Source organism: Dyella marensis, assembly GCF_049532885.1.
GTDB classification, from domain to species: domain Bacteria; phylum Pseudomonadota; class Gammaproteobacteria; order Xanthomonadales; family Rhodanobacteraceae; genus Dyella_D; species Dyella_D marensis.
The window spans coordinates 4,289,852-4,306,713 of sequence record NZ_CP064029.1 but is presented as its reverse complement, the minus strand read 5'-3'; the positions used below and the strand labels follow the sequence as shown (position 1 = coordinate 4,306,713).

Annotated in this window: 14 protein-coding genes; all 14 read left to right on the top strand. The window is 68.0% G+C overall.

Features of this window, described 5'->3' with window-relative positions; all coding sequences use genetic code 11:
• The first annotated feature begins 57 nt into the window (after window positions 1-57).
• The 14 genes from ISN75_RS18735 to asnB all read left to right on the top strand — a co-directional run bounded on the left by ISN75_RS18735 (window position 58) and on the right by asnB (window position 16,849).
• Entirely contained in the window at window positions 58-522 is a 465-nt protein-coding gene (locus ISN75_RS18735; protein WP_343817509.1) for a low molecular weight protein-tyrosine-phosphatase, read from the top strand.
• Window positions 519-2,723 carry a polysaccharide biosynthesis tyrosine autokinase gene (locus ISN75_RS18730; protein WP_167257118.1) on the top strand — a complete coding sequence of 735 codons (2,205 nt, stop codon included), beginning with the start codon at window positions 519-521 and terminating at the stop codon, window positions 2,721-2,723. Before ISN75_RS18735 ends, ISN75_RS18730 begins: the two co-directional genes overlap by 4 nt.
• A gap of 339 nt (window positions 2,724-3,062) precedes the next feature.
• Window positions 3,063-4,340: a Vi polysaccharide biosynthesis UDP-N-acetylglucosamine C-6 dehydrogenase TviB gene (tviB, locus tag ISN75_RS18725; protein ID WP_167257117.1), complete on the top strand. Its 1,278-nt coding sequence runs from the start codon at window positions 3,063-3,065 to the stop codon at window positions 4,338-4,340.
• Window positions 4,340-5,386 carry an NAD-dependent epimerase gene (locus ISN75_RS18720; protein ID WP_343817508.1) on the top strand — a complete coding sequence of 349 codons (1,047 nt, stop codon included), beginning with the start codon at window positions 4,340-4,342 and terminating at the stop codon, window positions 5,384-5,386. The genes tviB and ISN75_RS18720 overlap by 1 nt, the downstream gene beginning before the upstream one ends.
• Entirely contained in the window at window positions 5,383-6,336 is a 954-nt protein-coding gene (locus tag ISN75_RS18715) for a Gfo/Idh/MocA family protein (RefSeq protein WP_168647753.1), read from the top strand. The genes ISN75_RS18720 and ISN75_RS18715 overlap by 4 nt, the downstream gene beginning before the upstream one ends.
• A 7-nt stretch (window positions 6,337-6,343) precedes the next feature.
• Entirely contained in the window at window positions 6,344-6,931 is a 588-nt protein-coding gene (gene wbpD / locus ISN75_RS18710) for a UDP-2-acetamido-3-amino-2,3-dideoxy-D-glucuronate N-acetyltransferase (protein ID WP_343817506.1), read from the top strand.
• Window positions 6,928-8,019, top strand: coding sequence for a DegT/DnrJ/EryC1/StrS family aminotransferase (locus tag ISN75_RS18705; RefSeq protein WP_343817505.1), 1,092 nt, complete (start codon window positions 6,928-6,930; stop codon window positions 8,017-8,019). Before wbpD ends, ISN75_RS18705 begins: the two co-directional genes overlap by 4 nt.
• Window positions 8,020-8,024: 5 nt before the next feature.
• On the top strand, window positions 8,025-8,516 hold the full coding sequence (locus ISN75_RS18700) for a DapH/DapD/GlmU-related protein (RefSeq protein ID WP_167257112.1): 492 nt from the start codon (window positions 8,025-8,027) through the stop codon (window positions 8,514-8,516).
• Between the two features lie 4 nt (window positions 8,517-8,520).
• Window positions 8,521-9,771 carry a glycosyltransferase gene (locus tag ISN75_RS18695; RefSeq protein WP_343817504.1) on the top strand — a complete coding sequence of 417 codons (1,251 nt, stop codon included), beginning with the start codon at window positions 8,521-8,523 and terminating at the stop codon, window positions 9,769-9,771.
• Complete coding sequence (locus ISN75_RS18690; protein ID WP_343817502.1) at window positions 9,768-11,237, top strand: lipopolysaccharide biosynthesis protein; 1,470 nt, start codon at window positions 9,768-9,770, stop codon at window positions 11,235-11,237. The genes ISN75_RS18695 and ISN75_RS18690 overlap by 4 nt, the downstream gene beginning before the upstream one ends.
• Window positions 11,234-12,496: a glycosyltransferase gene (locus ISN75_RS18685; RefSeq protein WP_343817500.1), complete on the top strand. Its 1,263-nt coding sequence runs from the start codon at window positions 11,234-11,236 to the stop codon at window positions 12,494-12,496. The genes ISN75_RS18690 and ISN75_RS18685 overlap by 4 nt, the downstream gene beginning before the upstream one ends.
• Window positions 12,493-13,800, top strand: a complete 1,308-nt coding sequence (locus tag ISN75_RS18680; RefSeq protein ID WP_343817499.1) for a hypothetical protein — start codon at window positions 12,493-12,495, stop codon at window positions 13,798-13,800. The genes ISN75_RS18685 and ISN75_RS18680 overlap by 4 nt, the downstream gene beginning before the upstream one ends.
• Window positions 13,797-14,882 (top strand): glycosyltransferase family 4 protein, encoded by a 1,086-nt coding sequence (locus ISN75_RS18675; RefSeq protein ID WP_210427723.1) that lies wholly within the window; start codon window positions 13,797-13,799, stop codon window positions 14,880-14,882. The genes ISN75_RS18680 and ISN75_RS18675 overlap by 4 nt, the downstream gene beginning before the upstream one ends.
• Window positions 14,882-16,849 carry an asparagine synthase (glutamine-hydrolyzing) gene (gene asnB, locus ISN75_RS18670; protein WP_167257107.1) on the top strand — a complete coding sequence of 656 codons (1,968 nt, stop codon included), beginning with the start codon at window positions 14,882-14,884 and terminating at the stop codon, window positions 16,847-16,849. Before ISN75_RS18675 ends, asnB begins: the two co-directional genes overlap by 1 nt.
• Window positions 16,850-16,862 lie beyond the last annotated feature (13 nt).

Genomic DNA, 16,862 nt, shown 5'->3' with positions numbered 1-16,862 from the left:
GTTTCGGGTTCGCGTATTGCGCGGCCTCCACATCTTTTTGCAGAGTCAGGCAACGCTGTGTTCCAACGTATCCTGCTTGTGTGTGTGGGCAACATTTGCCGTAGCCCCACCGCCGAATACCTGTTGAGGGATCGCCTGTGCGATGCCTCGCTCGAGATATCGAGCGCCGGCCTGGGCGCGCTCGAAGACCATCCCATGGACGCCACGGCGGCTGCGCTTCTTGCGGAGCACGGCATCGATGCGAGCGCGCATCGCGGACGCCAGCTGCAGCCGTCGATGCTGCACGAGGTGGACCTCGTGCTGGTGATGGAGAAAAGCCATGCCGCCCGCATTGCGCGCCTCGCGCCCGAGGCCAGCGGGAAAGTGTTCCTGCTCGGCAAGTGGCTAGGTGAAAAGGAGATTCCAGACCCGTACGGGCAATCGCGCCCGGCCTTCGAGCATGTCTACGGACTGATCGACCAGGCCATCGCGCGCTGGCAGCCGTATCTGACCCCCTCCTTCTCCAGAGCGGCCTCCTCATGACCGATCCCCGCCCCGTTACCCAGCAGCGCAATGACGAAGAACTCGACCTCGGTGCGATTCTCGGCACGCTGGTCGACAACAAGTGGCTGATCTTCGCCATCACCGGCCTGTTCCTCGCCTGCAGCCTCGCCTACGCCTTGCTCGCCACGCCGATCTACCAGGCCGACGCGATGGTGCAGGTGGAACAGAAAGTGCCCGAACTGCCCGGCATCAGCGCGCTGAGCCAGACGCTGGGTGCGTCCAACTCGCAGGCCAACACCGAGATCGCGCTGATCACCTCGCGCGCGGTGATCGGCAAGGCGGTGGACGATCTGAAGCTCGACATCAATGTGTCGGCGCGCCATTTCCCGCTGATCGGCACCGGCATCGCGCGGCGCTTCGCTTCGGCCAACCCTGGCGAACTGGCCAGCCCGCTGCTCGGTTTCAACCGTTACGACTGGGGCGGCTCGAAGCTGGAGCTGCAGCGCATCGAAGTGCCGGACGACCTGCTCGGCAAGACCATGACGCTGATCGCCGGCGAGAACGGCGCGTACACGCTGTTCAGCCCCGACGGCGACGAGCTGCTGCAGGGCGCGCCCGGCCAGATCGCCACCGGCCATGGCGTGACCTTCCAGGTCGGCGTGCTCAAGGCCAATCCCGGCACGCGCTTCGACGTGCGGCGCGAACGGGCGCTCACCACCATCAACCAGCTGCAGACCGCCATCCAGGCCACCGAGAAGGGCAAGGACTCCGGCATCATCGGCCTCTCGTACCAGAACGCCAACGCCAGGCTCGCGGTGTCGCTGCTCGACCGCGTCAGCGAGTGGTACGTGCGCCAGAACGTGGAATGGAACGCGGCCGAAGCGGCCAACAGCCTGAAGTTCGTGCAGGAACAGCTGCCCAAGGTGCGGCAGGACCTGGACCGCGCGCAGGCCGCGCTCAATGCGTTCCAGATCCAGGCCAAGTCGGTCGACATCACCATGCAGACCAAGGCGCTGCTGGACCAGAGCGTGGCGGTCGAGGCCAATATCCAGCAGCTGCGCATGCAGCAGGCCGACATCCAGCGCCGCTTCACGCCGGCGCATCCGGCCTACAAGGCGCTGATGCAGCAGATCGGCCAGCTGGAGGCGCAGAAGAGCGACATGGACAAGCAGGTCGGCGTGTTGCCCGACACCCAGCAGGAACTGCTCAAGCTCACCCGCGACGTCGAAGTCAGCAACCAGACCTACACCGGCCTGCTCAACCAGGCGCAGCAGCTGGACATCGCGCGCGCCGGCAAGGTCGGCAACGTGCATATCGTCGACAACGCCCAGGTGGACGTCACCAGCCCGGTGAAGCCGAAGAAGGTGCTGGTGGTGTTCGGCGGCACGTTTGTCGGCGCCTTCCTCGCCTTCGGCCTGGTGTTCGTGCGCCAGATGCTGAACCGCGGCGTGGAAGAGCCCTCGGTGATCGAGCAGCTGGGCCTGCCGGTCTATGCCTCGGTGCCGGTCAGCCCGACCGAGCACGAGATCGGCCTGTCCGACCACGCGCGCGGCGACGGCAGGCATCATCTGCTGGCGATCAGTTCGCCGGCGGATCTGGCCACCGAGGCCCTGCGCAGCCTGCGCACCAGCCTGCATTTCGCCCGGATGGAGGCGAAGAACAATGTGCTGATGATCTCCGGCTCCAGTCCGGAGGCCGGCAAGACCTTCGTTTCCGCCAACCTCGCCGCGGTGATGGCGCAGGCCGGGCAGCGCGTGCTGGTGATCGACGGCGACATGCGCAAGGGCACGCTGCACAAGGTGATGGGCGGACGGCCGAACAATGGCCTGTCTGAACTGATTTCCGGCCAGATCGACGTGGATACGGCGATCCGCCCGCTGGCCTCGCTGGAAAACCTGCACTACATCGCGCGCGGCAAGGTGCCGCCGAACCCGTCGGAGCTGCTGATGAACCAGCGTTTCGCCGAGGTCATGGAGCAGCTGATGCCGCGCTACGACCTGGTGCTGATCGATACGCCGCCGATCCTGGCGGTGACGGATGCCTCGATCATCGGCCACATGGCCGGCACCTGCCTGCTGGTGGTGCGCTTCGGCCTCAATCAGGCGCGCGAAATCGCCCTGGCCCGCCAGCGCTTTGCGCAGAACGGCGTGGAGATCAAGGGCGCCATCTTCAACGCGGTCGAGCGCCGCAGCAGCGGCTACTACTCGTACGGCTACTACGAATACAAGAACGGCACGTAAGCAGCGGACGTGCGAACGGAGCCGTGATGGCTGCGCTCGCGCATGAATGGCGGTGTTGCGCGCGAGCGGATTTGCGATGCGCGTCGTGAATTTGGCCGTCACGCTTCATGAGCCTGTCAAGAGCGCAGGCGAACATCTGGACGTTTGGACGGCTAAACGTTGATGCGTTTCGCTGTATCTGAAATGCGTCGCGTACGCGTCGTCGTGCTTCAGGTGTGAGTAAAGAAGCGCTTGCCACAGTACGTGGCTCTCGTGTTCGCAGCCGAGCCGAGAGGCTCTCCCCTTCACGGTCCATCGACACAGGCTAAGACGCCGGACCGCCACTATCTGGAAGATCGGATGCAGCAAGTGATCAATGCCAAGATTGCCGTCATCGGCCTGGGCTACGTCGGCCTCCCCCTGGCCGTGGAATTCGGCAAGAAGTACGACACGGTCGGTTTCGATATCCGCACCGCGCGGGTGGAAGAACTGCGTGCCGGAAAAGATTCGACGCTGGAAGTGGAAGCCGAGGAACTGCAGTCCGCCACGCGGCTGCGCTACAGCGACGCGCTGGAAGACCTGCGCGACCGCAACGTCTATATCGTGACGGTGCCCACGCCGATCGACGCGGCCAAGCGGCCGGACCTGGGGCCGCTGGTCAAGGCCAGCCAGATGCTGGCGACGGTGCTCAAGCGCGGCGACGTGGTGGTGTACGAGTCCACGGTCTATCCAGGCTGCACCGAAGAGGTGTGCGTGCCGCTGCTGGAAGCCGGCTCGGGCCTGAAGTTCAACCAGGATTTCTTCGCCGGCTACAGCCCGGAGCGAATCAACCCGGGCGATAAGCAGCATCGCGTGACGACGATCCTCAAGGTCACCTCCGGCTCCACGCCGGAAGCGGCGAGCTACGTCGACGCGCTGTACTCCAGCATCATCACCGCCGGCACGCACAAGGCCAGCAGCATCAAGGTGGCCGAGGCGGCGAAGGTGATCGAGAACACCCAGCGCGACCTCAATATCGCGCTGGTGAACGACCTGGCGATGCTGTTCAACAAGCTCGGCATCGACACGCTCGAAGTGCTGGAAGCGGCGGGCACGAAGTGGAACTTCCTGCCATTCCGTCCGGGCCTGGTCGGCGGCCATTGCATCAGCGTCGATCCGTATTACCTGACGCACAAGGCGCAGGAAGTAGGGCACCACCCGGATGTGATCCTGGCGGGCCGGCGCACCAATGACGGCATGGGTCCCTACGTGGCCGGCGAAGTGGTGCGCCTGATGGTGCGCAAGGGCATCAACCCGGTGCGCGCGAAAGTGCTGGTGCTGGGCCTGGCCTTCAAGGAGAACTGCCCGGACCTGCGCAACACCCGTGTGATCGACATCGTGCAGGCCTTGCGCGACTACAACGCCGAGGTGGATGTCCACGATCCCTGGGTGGACGCGGACGAGTGCCGGCACGAATACGGCCTGGCGACGATCGGCGATCCCTCGCGCGGCTCGTACGACGCCGTGATCGTGGCCGTGGGCCATCGCGAGTTCGCCTCGCAGGGTGCCGCGGGCATCCGCAGCTACGGCAAGCCCGAGTCGGTGGTCTACGACGTGAAGTACGTACTGCCGCGCGAGGCGGTAGACGGGAGGTTGTGATGAAAATCCTGGTGACCGGCACGGCAGGCTTTATCGGTTCGCACGTCGCACGCAAGCTGCTGGCGCGCGGCGACGAAGTGATCGGTGTGGACAACCTCAACGACTACTACGACGTGGGCTTGAAGAAGGCGCGTCTGGCACGCGTGCAGGCTTTCCCAGGCTATACGCATGTCAAGGCCGATCTGGCCGACCGCAACGCCATGGAAAAGCTGTTCGCCGACCATCGCCCGCAGCGCGTGGTGAATCTCGCCGCTCAGGCCGGCGTGCGCTACGCCGCCACCAACCCCCATGTGTACGTGAGCAGCAACGTCACCGGCTTCCTGCACGTGCTGGAAGGCTGCCGCCACCACGGCGTGGAACATCTGGTATTCGCCTCGACCAGCTCGGTCTACGGCGCCAACCGCGACCTGCCGTTCTCCGAGCACCGCCCCGCCGAGCATCCGCTGACGCTCTACGCCGCCACCAAGAAAGCCAACGAGCAGATGGCGCACAGCTACGCCCATCTGTATGGGCTGCCGGCCACGGGCCTGCGCTTCTTTACCGTGTACGGTCCCTGGGGCCGGCCGGACATGGCGCTGTTCCTGTTCACCAAGGCCATCCTTGCGGGCGAACCGATCCGCGTGTTCAACGAAGGCCGGCACAAGCGCAGCTTCACGTATATCGACGACATCGTCGAAGGCGTGGTGCGCGCCCTCGACACCGTGCCCGGCAAGGACCAGGCATGGGACGCCATGCGCCCGGACCCCGCCACCAGCGGCGTCGCGCCCTACCGCCTCTACAACATCGGCAACGAGCAGCCGGTGGAACTGCTGCGCTACATCGAGGTGCTGGAGCAGTGCCTCGGGCGCAAGGCCACGATGGAGCTGCTGCCGCTGCAGGCTGGCGACGTGCCGGAGACCGAGGCGGACGTATCGAGCCTGGTCGAGGCCGTGGGCTACCGGCCGAAGGTGTCGGTGGAGCAGGGCATCGCGGCCTTCGTGGACTGGTATCGAACCTATTACCCCGCCGCGGCTCCCCGCGCGGCCGTCGCAGGAGTCGCTTCATGAAGAACTTTGCTTTGATCGGCGCCGCCGGCTATATCGCCCCGCGCCATATGCAGGCCATCCGCGACACCGGCAACAAGCTGGTGGCCGCCTATGACCCGAACGATTCGGTCGGCGTGATCGACAGCTACTTCCCCGAGGCCGACTTCTTCACCGAATTCGAGCGCTTCGACCGCCATATCGACAAGATGCGCCGCGCCAGCCATCCGCAGCGCGCCGACTATGTGGCGATCTGCTCGCCCAACTACCTGCACGACTCGCATATGCGCTTCGCCATGCGCTCCGGCGCCGACGCCATCTGCGAGAAGCCGCTGGTGCTCAATCCGTGGAATATCGACGGCCTGCGCGAGATCGAGCAGGACACCGGACGCAAGATCAACACCATCCTGCAGCTGCGCCTGCACCCGGCCATCGTGGCGCTGCGCGAGAAAGTGCGTTCCTCCAAGCGCGCCGCCAAGCACGAGGTGGATCTGGCCTATGTGACGTCGCGCGGCCACTGGTACCTGCAGTCGTGGAAGGGCGACGCCAAGAAGTCCGGCGGGATCGCCACCAATATCGGCGTGCATTTCTTCGACATGCTGCATTTCATCTTCGGCGAACTGCAGCAGAACGTGGTGCACCAGCTGTCCGACACCAAGGCCGGCGGCTATCTGGAATACGAGCATGGCCGCGTGCGCTGGTTCCTCTCGGTGGACGTGGAAGACGTGCCCGCCGCGCAGCGCCTGGCCGGCCAGCGCACCTACCGCTCCATCACGGTGGACGGCGAGGAGATCGAGTTCTCCGGCGGCTTCACCGACCTGCACACGCGCAGCTACCAGGAGATCCTGGCCGGTCGTGGCTTCGGGCTGGAGGAAAACCGCTGCGCCATCACCACGGTGTCGGATATCCGCCACGCGGCGCCGGTCGGCCTGCGCGGCGAATACCACCCCTTCCTCACACGCAATGCCGGCTGAGGCGCTTATGGCCTATTACCAACATCCCAGTGCGATCGTCGACGACGGCGCCCAGATCGGCGACGACTCGCGCGTATGGCATTTCGTCCACGTCTGCGGCGGCGCGCGCATCGGCAAGGGCGTGTCGCTGGGGCAGAACGTGTTCGTCGGCAACCGCGTGGTGATCGGCGACCGCTGCAAGGTGCAGAACAACGTGTCGGTGTACGACAACGTGACGCTGGAAGAGGGCGTGTTCTGCGGCCCCAGCATGGTGTTCACCAATGTCTACAACCCGCGCTCGCTGATCGAGCGCAAGGACGAATACCGCGACACCCTGGTCAGGCGCGGCGCCACCCTGGGCGCCAACTGCACCATCGTCTGCGGCGTCACCGTGGGCGAGTACGCCTTTGTCGGCGCCGGCGCGGTGGTGACCCAGGACGTGCCGGCCTATGCGCTGATGGTCGGCGTGCCGGCGCGCCAGATCGGCTGGATGAGCGAATACGGCGAGCAGCTCGACCTGCCGCTCAGCGGCTCCGGCGAAGCACTGTGCCCGCATACCGGCAAGCGCTACGTGCTGCGCGAGGGCCGGGTCGGGCGCGAGGAGGTCACCGCGTGATCGACTTCATCGACCTCAAGGCGCAGCAGGCGCGCATCAAGGCGCAGATCGACGAGGGCATCCAGCGCGTGCTCGCGCACGGGCAGTTCATCCTCGGGCCTGAGGTGGCGGAGCTGGAAGAAAAGCTCGCCGCCTACGTGGGCGCGAAGCACTGTATCAGCTGCGCCAACGGCACCGACGCGCTGCAGATCGCGCTGATGGCGCTGGGCGTGGGGCCGGGCGACGAAGTGATCATGCCGGGCTTCACCTTTATCGCCACCGCCGAAACGGCGGCGATCCTGCATGCGAAGCCGGTGTACGTGGATATCGATCCGCATACCTATCTGATGGATCCGGCCCTGCTGGAGGCGGCCATCACGCCGCGCACCCGCGCCATCATGCCGGTGTCCATCTACGGCCAGTGCATGGACGCCGACGCGATCAATGCGATCGCCGCGCGCCACGGCCTGCCGGTGATCGAGGACGCCGCGCAGAGCTTCGGCGCCACCTACAAGGGCCGGCGCTCCTGCAATCTCAGCACCATCGCCTGCACCAGCTTCTTCCCGAGCAAGCCGCTGGGCTGCTATGGCGATGGCGGCGCGATGTTCACCAACGACGACGCACTGGCCACCGCCATGCGCCAGATCGCGCGGCACGGCCAGGACCGCCGCTACCACCATGCGCGGGTCGGCATGAACAGCCGCCTGGATACGCTGCAGGCGGCGATCCTGCTGCCGAAGCTGGCGATCCTGGATGAGGAGATCCGCCAGCGCCAGCAGGTGGCGTCGGCGTATGCGCGGCATCTGGGCGAGGCCGGCGTGGCGCCGCCGTTCGTCGAGTCGCACAACCTCAGCGTGTATGCGCAGTACACCATCCGCGTGGAGGAGCGCGAAGCGCTGCAGGCGCGGCTGAAGGAAGCCGGCGTGCCCACCGTGGTGCATTACCCCGTGCCGCTGAACCGGCAGCCGGCAGTGGCCGACGCGGACGCGCAACTGCCGGTCGGCGACCAGGCCGCGCGCGAAGTGCTCAGCCTGCCGATGCATCCGTACCTGTCCGAGGCGCAGATCGCGACGATCGTCGAGGGTCTCGCCGCGGTGCCGGCGAGGTAGGCGCCGTGATCGACCTGCTCGCCCGCTGCATCAGCGGCTCCGTGAACTGGGCGGAGCGCCGCAGCCATGCGCGGCGCCTGCGCGGCTACCCGGGCGTGGCGGCCTCCGCCACGGTAGGGCTGGGCAGCAAGCTGATCGGGCCGAAGGAGAACTTCCGCATCGGCGAGCACAGCTATCTCAACCAGGCGCACCTGTCCTGCGGACCGGGTTCGCGCGTGGTGATCGGGCGCGGCTGCGCCATCGGCTACAACGTGTCGATCAAGGCGCTCACGCACGACCCGGCCAAGCCGACCACCAATGCCGAAGGTCCGCTGCGCCACGTCGAGCGCGACATCGTGATCGGCGACGACTGCTGGATCGGCGACAACGTGTTTATCCGCGAAGGCGTGGTGCTGGGCGACCGCATCATCGTCGGCGCCAATTCGGTGGTGACCCGGTCCTTCGCCGGCAACCAGATCATCGCCGGCATTCCCGCGCGGGTCATCCGGGAGCGCTGAGGCCATGCGCACGCCTGCCACCCGCGACGACATCCATGTGCTGGTCATACCGTCCTGGTATCCGGCCCGGCCCGGCGACATCAGCGGCAGCTTCTTCCGCGAACAGGCGCTGGCCCTGCACTGGCATGGCTGCAAAGTGGGCGTGATCTATCCGCAACTGCGCTCGCTGCGCCACTGGCGCGGCCCGGCCGGCGGCGAACGCGGACTGCGGCGCGAGTTCGACCAGGGCATGCCGGTGCTGCGCTCGCCGGGCGTCAATCCGTTCCCGCTGCTGCATGGCGCCGCCGCCGCATGGTGGGTGCGCCATGGGCTGAAGCTTTATCGGCGCTACGTGGCCGAGTTCGGGCGCCCGGACGTGGTGCACGCGCATGCCGCGCTGTACGGCGGCGCGCTGGCGCGGCAGATCTGGCTGCGCGAAGGCGTGCCGTACGTGCTCACCGAGCACAGCTCGATGTATCCGCGCGGCCGGGTCAGCCACACGCAGGCGCGCATCGCCCGCGAGGCGGCGCGCGAGGCGCGGCGGCGCTTTGCGGTGAGCGCATCCTTCGGTGGTTTCCTGGAAGGCTATTTCGGCGCCGACGCGGGATCGTGGGAAGTGATGCCGAACATCGTCGACGCCTCGTTCGGCGAGCGCCCGCTGGGCGAGCCGGCGGACGGCGGCGACTTCACTTTTCTTACCGTGGGTGGCCTCAACGAGAACAAAGGCATCCACCTGCTGTTCGAGGCCTTCGCGCGCGGCTTCGCCAGCGAGCCGGGCGTGCGCCTGCGCATTGGCGGGCATGGGCCGGAACGCGCGCGGCTGGAGAAACTCGCCGCGCAGCTGGGCATCGCCGACCGCGTCGCCTTCCTCGGCGCGCTGACGCGCCAGCAGGTGGCGGAGGAACTGGCGCGCGTGCAGGCCCTGGTGCATCCCAGCCGCTACGAAACCTTCGGCGTCGCCATCGTGGAAGCGCTGGCGATGGGCCGCCCGGTGGTGGCCACGCGCTGCGGCGGCCCGGAAGGCATCGTCACCGCGCGCGACGGCCTGCTGGTGCCGGTGGACGACATCGACGCACTGGCGCGGGCCATGCACGAATTGCGCGCGAATATCGGCCATTACGATGCGGCGGCGATCCGCCAGGCCTGCCTGGCGCGCTTCGGCGAAGCCGCCGTGGTGGCTCGCCTGCGCGAAATCTACGAAGCGGCGGCGGGACGGAAACTGCCCCCCGCGCACGATCGCGTGGTCGTGCCGCTGCGCAAGGCGGTCGGCCAGTGAACAAGAACAAGCTGCTCGGCTTCGCGCTCGGTCCGCTCGGTTCGGCGGCGGTCGGCTTTGTCACCCTGCCGATGCTGGCGTGGTTCTTCAGCGCCGAGGACATCGGCCGCATCTCCATGCTGCAGGTGGCGACCAACTTCGCGGTGATCCTGTTCACCTTCGGGCTGGATCAGAGCTATGCACGCGAGTACCACGAGTCCGCCGACAAGCCCGCGTTGCTGAAGGCGGCGGCGCTGCCGGGCCTGGTCGTGCTGGGCGTGCTGCTGGCGGCGCTGCTGGGCATGGCGCCGGGCTTGTTGTCGCAGGCCTTGTTCGCGGTGGACGACGGCGCGCTCAGCGCGATCGCCGCGGCTTCGATCTTTGCCACCTTCGTCTCGCGCTTCCTGTCGGTGATCCTGCGCATGGAAGAGAAGGGCTTCGCCTTCTCCATGAGCCAGGTGCTGCCGAAGCTGCTGTTCCTGGCCCTGGTGGTGGCGTACGCGCTGGCGGTGCCGGGGCGCACCTTCTTCATGCTGCTGGCCGCGTACACGCTGTCGATCGTCGCGGTGATGTTCGCCTATGCGTGGAACACGCGGCATGCCTGGGTGCCGGCGCTGGCGGCGCGGCTGGACCGGCGGCGGCTGCGCCCGCTGATGGCGTTCGGTTTTCCGCTGATCTTCGGCGGCGTCGCATCCTGGGCGCTGATGGCGATGGATAGGGTGTTCCTGCGCCAGTTGTCGACGCTGACCGAGCTTGGCGTGTTCTCGGTGGCGGCCAGCATCGCGGCCGCGGCCGGCATCGTGTCCAGCATCTTCTCCACCGTGTGGGCGCCGACCGTCTACCGCTGGGCCGCCGAAGGCGATGCGCAGGCAAAGATCGACGCGGTCACCGGCCATCTGCTGGCCGCGGTGGTGCTGATCTTCGTCGCCACCGGCCTGCTGTCCTGGGTGCTGGCCCTGGTGCTGCCTTCGACTTACGACCGCGTGCAGTACATCGTCGCCGCCAGCCTGGCGCCGCCGCTGCTGTATGCGCTGTCGGAATGCGCCGCGGTGGGCATCAGCCTTGCGCGGCGCAGCCTGTATTCGATGCTGGCTTCGTTCCTGGCGGCGGCGCTGAACGTGGCGGGCAACTATCTGCTGGTGCCGCGGCTGGGCGCGGGCGGCGCGGCGATTTCCACCGCGGTGTCGTTCCTGCTGTTCCTGATCGTGCGCACCGAATTCTCGTGCCGCGTGTGGCGCCCCGTGCCGCGCGCGCGGCTGTATCTGGCGACCTCGGCGGCGACCGGCCTGGCGGTGGCCTTCGTGCTGTCCGGCGAGCGCCACCGCGGGCTGTTCCTGTGGCTGTGGGCGGGCCTGGGCCTGCTGTCGCTGGCCTGGTTCCGTCCTTCGCTGGCGCTGGCGCTGCAGGCCGGCGCGAAGCTGATGCAGGGTGCGCGGCTGCGCGCGGCGAATGTGTCGCCGCAGCTGCGCAGGAATGGAGTGCAATGAGCAAGGTCAATCTTTTCCTGTTCGCGGCCCATCATGCGACCGGCAACGTGGCGGCGCAGCGTTTCAAGGGCCTGGTGAAATACCTGGACGCGGATCGCTACCGCGTCCACGTGCTGGCGCGCGCGCATGGCGCCGCGCCTGTCGTGGCCGGCTCGCCCGCGGTGGAAGTGATTCCGCTGCCGGGGCATTGCGTGGGCAGCGAGTCCTCGCTGGCGTCGTCGCTGCTGAGCATGGCCTCGGCCTTCGTGCCGGCCCTGCCGTTCTCGCCGCTGGCGCGCGGCGCCGCCGCGCGCCGCCCGTGGCTGGTCAATGCGCTGGCCGAGGCGGACCGCCGCTGCGGCGAACGCATCGCCGCCGGCGAACGCTGCGTGGCCGTGGGCACCTACTCGCCGATCGACGCATTGATCGCCGCATCCAGCCTGGCTTCGCGCCACGGCCTGCCATGCATCCAGGATTTCCGCGACGGCCTGGTGTTCGAGCCGCTGGGCCGCGCCGGCCGCGTCGCCGATGCCGCGCGCCGCATGATCGAGGCGCGCGTGATCGAAGCGGCCAGCCTGGTCACCTCGGTGAGCCCCGCGCTGGTGGAGGATTTCGCGCGCCGCTATCCGGGCAAGCGCGTCGGCCTGCTGCCGAACGGCTTCGATCCGGACGACTTCGCCGCGCATATGGACGAGGACGCGCAGGAAGCCGCCGCCCTGCTGGCGCGGCAGATTCCGCCAGGCGCCATGCTGATCGGCCATTTCGGCCGCGTCGGCGCCAGCGATGCATCGGCGTCGCAAAGCCTGGACCGCTTCGTGTCGCTGATGAACGCGATCGAGGACGGCCAGGCGCGCCGCCACGTGCTGTTCGTGGGCGAGCTGACCGCGCGCGAACAGCAATCGCTGCAGCGCGCGCGCTTCGGCGTCACCACCATCAAGCCGGTGCGGCGCGGGCTGGCCCTGCAGCTGATGAAGCGCTGCGACCGCCTGCTGCTGCTCACCGGCAACCGCGTGTGCTGCGCCACCGGCAAGGTGTTCGAGTACCTGGCCTCGGGCGTGCCGGTGGTGTGCGTGTCGGGCGTGGAGAACGCGGCCTCGTCGATCCTGGCCGAGACCGGCGCCGGACAGACCCTGGTGACGCAAGGCGGCGGCGAAAGCGCCGAAGCCCTGCGCCGGATCATTGCCGCGCCGGCGGAAGGACGCCGCGACATCGGTGCCTACAGCAAGGTGGCGCAAGCCGGCGTGCTGGATCGCTGGATCGCCGACATGGTGGCCCTATGAATCCGTCCCTCTCTCCTTCGATGCGCGGCATGCGCAGCCCGGTGCCGATGAGCGAGCGCAGCATCACGCGACGGCATCTGTTCCTGCTGGCGGCGATCGGCCTGCTGTTCCTGGCGGTGGTGATCCCCAACTCGCTGCCGGTGCCCACCGCGGCGATGCTGGGCCTGACCGCGGTGCTGGCGCTGCCCGGCTTCCGCTTCGGCCTGGGCTTCAAGAAGCTGCTGGCGCTGTACGTGTGCACGGCCATGGTGACCGTGATCTACACCGCGGTCGGCTATCTCAACGACGCGCCACCGGAAGCCGCGGCGCAGATGCTGGTGATCTACATCCTCTCGCCGCTGCTGTGGATGCTGGTGGCCGCGGGGCTGATGCGCGCGCCGGGGCCGGAGCGGCTGGTGGACTGGTTCGCGATCCTCACCGTGTTCGCCTGCGCCAGCGTGGCCTTGTACTTCTATCTGTACTTCCACTACGGCGCGGACGCCGTGTCGTTCTTCTTCAAGGGGCAGGCCAATATCAACCTGCAGGGCGGCTTCGCCGGCGCGATCATGCACGTGTACGGCTCGCTGATCTTCCTGGCGGGCGGTTTCTACAGCTCGCCCGAACTGATCCGCAGCCGCCTGCTGCGCATGGCGGTGCTGGCGATGATCTTCGTCTGCGCGGTGACCTCGGGCCGTTCGGCGCTGATCCTGGCCATTCCGGTGGGCTGGGTGCTGGGGCGCCTGCTGGCGCCGCGCACGCTCGGCTTCCATCGCAGCCTGACCTCGCCGCTGTCGCGCATGGTCAAGGTGGGCCTGCCGATGCTGGTGGGCATGGTCGCGGTGGTGGTGCTGCTGCAGACCTATACCAGCGTGCGCCTGGACGTGATCTACGACAGCTTCGCCGACAAGATCAGCTCCGGCGGCGGCACCTCGCGCGTGGGCATGGCCGGTTCGCTGTTCCAGGGCATTCTCGACAATGGCGGCATCGGGGCGGGCCACGGCAAGGGCGTGAGCTTCGTCAGCAGCGCCGAATACCCGTGGCGCTACGAGCTGGTGTGGCTGGCCACCATCTACCGCGTGGGCCTGCTGGGCGCTGCTGTGTATGCGTTCCCGTTCTTCGTCTACATCGTGCGCGTGCTGCGCCTGGCCAGGGCCAGGCAGCTGCCGCCGCACCACAAGTTCCTGTTCAGCGCCTTCGTGGCCGCGTTCATCGCCTCCAATACCAATCCCTATATCGAAGCGTTCGCGTTCCAGTGGATGTACACCATCCCGCTGGTGGCGCTGTTCGTGGAATACCCCGCCGGGGTGGAGCGCGTGCCTGCATGAAGCGTCTGAAGGTAATCCTGTTCGCCCGTTACTCCAGGCTGGGGCCCAGCACGCGCCTGCGCAGCCTGCAGTACCTGGAAGAGCTGGAACGTCGGGGCATCGACGTGGACGTGCACGAGCTGTTTCCGGATTCGTATCTGGAAGGCCTCTACGGCGGGCGCCCGCAGGCGACCAGGTACACCGCGTGGCGCTATTACGGCCGGCGCATCGCCGAGCTGATGCGCAACAGCGACCACGACCTGGCCTGGATCGAGGGTGAGCTGTTTCCGTACCTGCCCTACGGCCTGGAAGCGCTGCTGTCGCGCCATGCGCGGCCCTACGTGGTGGACTACGACGACGCGCTGTTCCACAAGTACGATCTCTCGCCCAGCCCCGTGGTGCGCCGCGTGCTCGGCCGCAAGATCGACCGCGTGATGGCGCGCTCCGCCTGCGTGATCGCCGGCAATCCGTACCTCGCCGCGCGCGCCGAGCAGGCCAAGGCGGGCCGGGTGGAGATCATCCCCACGGTGGTGGACGAATTGCGCTACGACACGGTGGAGCATGGCGGCCGCGCGCAGCCGGTGATCGGCTGGATCGGCTCGCCGGCCACCGAGCATTACGCCCTGGACCTGCGCGACGTGCTGATGGACGTGTGCGCCGGCGGCGCGGCACGCGTGCTGCTGGTCGGCGCGCGGCCCGAAGTGGCGGCGCAGTTCGAGGGCGTGGCGGTGGACGTGCTGCCCTGGTCCGAGGAAACCGAAGCCGAGCTGATCGCCCAGATGGACGTCGGCATCATGCCGCTGCGCGACGGGCCGTGGGAACGCGGCAAGTGCGGCTACAAGATCATCCAGTACATGGCCTGCGGATTGCCGGTGGTCGCCTCGCCCGTAGGCGTCAACGCGGACATCGTGCGGCACGGCGACAACGGCTTTCTCGCCTCCAACGATGAGGACTGGCGCCAGGGCCTGCGCCAGCTGATCGGCAGCCCCGAGCTGCGCGCGCGCCAGGGCCGCGCCGGCCGCCACCGGGTGGAAGACCATTACAGCCTCGCCTCGCAGGCCCCGCGCCTGGCCGACGTGCTGCGCAACGCGGAGGCACGCTGATGTGCGGCATCGCCGGATTGTGGATACCCGCCGGCGCGCCGCGCGAGCGGCTGGAGCGCCAGGCGCTGGCGATGACCGCGCGCCTGCTGCATCGCGGCCCGGACGACGGCGGCGTGTGGGCCGATGAGGCTTCCGGCATCGCATTGGCGCAGCGGCGCCTGGCGATCATCGATCTCTCGCCGGCCGGGCATCAGCCGATGCATTCGGCCTGCGGCCGCTACACGGCGGTGTTCAACGGCGAGATCTACAACCATCTCGACCTGCGCGCACGCCTGGCCGCCGAGGGCAACGCGCCGGCATGGCGTGGCCATTCGGACACCGAAACCCTGGTGGCCTGCATCGCCGCGTGGGGACTGGAAGCCGCGCTCAAGGCCTGCATCGGCATGTTCGCGCTGGCGCTGTGGGACCGCCGCGACCGCAGCCTCGCGCTGGCGCGCGACCGCCTGGGCGAGAAGCCGCTGTACTACGGCTGGCAGGGCGAGGCGCTGGTGTTCGGTTCCGAGCTGAAGGCGCTGAAGGCGTACGAGGGTTTCCGCCCCGACGTCGACCGCGACGCGCTCACCCTGCTGCTGCGCCACAACTGCGTGCCGGCGCCGTACAGCATCTACCGCGGCGTGGCCAAGCTGCGGCCGGGCCATGTGCTGCGGCTGCAGGCGGGCGGTCCGCGCGAAGCGGAGCCGCAGCCGTACTGGCGCTACAACGACGTGGTCGCCGAAGGCATGGCCGAGCCGTTCTTCGGCAGCGAGCAGGAGGCCGTCGACGCGCTGGAGTCGCAGATCGCGCAGAGCGTGCGCGCGCAGATGCTGGCGGACGTGCCGCTGGGCGCCTTCCTGAGCGGCGGCATCGACAGCAGCACCATCGTCGCGCTGATGCAGAAGCAGAGCAGCCGTCCGGTAAAGACCTTCACCATCGGTTTCGGCGAGGACGGCTACGACGAAGCCACGCATGCCAAGGCAGTGGCCGCGCACCTGGGCACCGAGCACACCGAGCTGTACGTGCGGCCCGACGATGCGCTGGCGGTGATCCCCAAGCTGCCCGGCATGTTCTGCGAGCCGTTCGCCGACAGTTCGCAGATTCCCACTTACCTGGTCAGCCAGCTGGCGCGCCGCCATGTCACCGTCGCGCTCAGCGGCGATGCCGGCGACGAGCTGTTCGGCGGCTACAACCGTTACCTCGCCGCGCGGCGGGTGTGGGAACGCATGCAACGCCTGCCGTCGTTCGTGCGCCACGCCGCCGCCGGCGCCCTGCGCGCGGTGCCGCCGGCCACCTGGGACCGGTGGTACGAACGCGCCCGCGTGCTTTTACCTAAGCGCATGCACGTGGCCACGCCGGGCGACAAGGCGCAGAAGCTGGCCGGCGTGCTCGCGCTTTCCAGCGGGCAGCAGTTCTTCCACCAGCTCACCAGCCAGTGGAGCGAGCCGGAACACCTCGTGCACGGCGCGGCGGAACCGGCGACCTTGCTGACCGATCCGCAGGCCTGGCCGCAGACCGACAGCTTCGAGCATTGGATGATGGCGATGGATGCGCAGGCCTATATGGCCGACGACATCCTGGTGAAGGTGGACCGCGCGGCGATGGCCAACAGCCTGGAGACGCGCGTGCCCCTGCTCGATCCGCGCGTGGTCTCGCTGGCCTGGCGCATGCCGCTGCATCTGAAGATCCGCGACGGCCAGGGCAAGTGGCTGCTGCGCCAGGTGCTGTACCGGCATGTGCCGAAGGAATTGATCGAACGCCCTAAGCAGGGCTTCGGCGTGCCGCTCGACAGCTGGCTGCGCGGACCTTTGCGCGACTGGGCGGAAAGCCTGCTCGACGAAGGACGCCTGCGCCGCGAAGGCTATCTGCGCCACGCGCCGATCCGGCGCGTCTGGCAGGAACATCTGAGCGGCAAGCGCAACTGGCAGCACCAGCTGTGGAACGTATTGATGTTCCAGGCCTGGCTGGGCGCCGAACAGGGGGAAACGGCATGAACGCGGCCACGGC

Excerpts from the sequence above, each read along its gene's own strand:
- asnB (WP_167257107.1), top strand. The coding sequence starts at position 14,882 with ATGTGCGGCATCGCCGGATTGTGGATACCCGCCGGCGCGCCGCGCGAG.
- ISN75_RS18715 (WP_168647753.1), top strand. The coding sequence starts at position 5,383 with ATGAAGAACTTTGCTTTGATCGGCGCCGCCGGCTATATCGCCCCGCGC.
- ISN75_RS18695 (WP_343817504.1), top strand. The coding sequence starts at position 8,521 with ATGCGCACGCCTGCCACCCGCGACGACATCCATGTGCTGGTCATACCG.
- wbpD (WP_343817506.1), top strand. The coding sequence starts at position 6,344 with ATGGCCTATTACCAACATCCCAGTGCGATCGTCGACGACGGCGCCCAG.
- ISN75_RS18685 (WP_343817500.1), top strand. The coding sequence starts at position 11,234 with ATGAGCAAGGTCAATCTTTTCCTGTTCGCGGCCCATCATGCGACCGGC.
- tviB (WP_167257117.1), top strand. The coding sequence starts at position 3,063 with ATGCAGCAAGTGATCAATGCCAAGATTGCCGTCATCGGCCTGGGCTAC.
- ISN75_RS18680 (WP_343817499.1), top strand. The coding sequence starts at position 12,493 with ATGAATCCGTCCCTCTCTCCTTCGATGCGCGGCATGCGCAGCCCGGTG.
- ISN75_RS18720 (WP_343817508.1), top strand. The coding sequence starts at position 4,340 with ATGAAAATCCTGGTGACCGGCACGGCAGGCTTTATCGGTTCGCACGTC.
- ISN75_RS18730 (WP_167257118.1), top strand. The coding sequence starts at position 519 with ATGACCGATCCCCGCCCCGTTACCCAGCAGCGCAATGACGAAGAACTC.
- ISN75_RS18675 (WP_210427723.1), top strand. The coding sequence starts at position 13,797 with ATGAAGCGTCTGAAGGTAATCCTGTTCGCCCGTTACTCCAGGCTGGGG.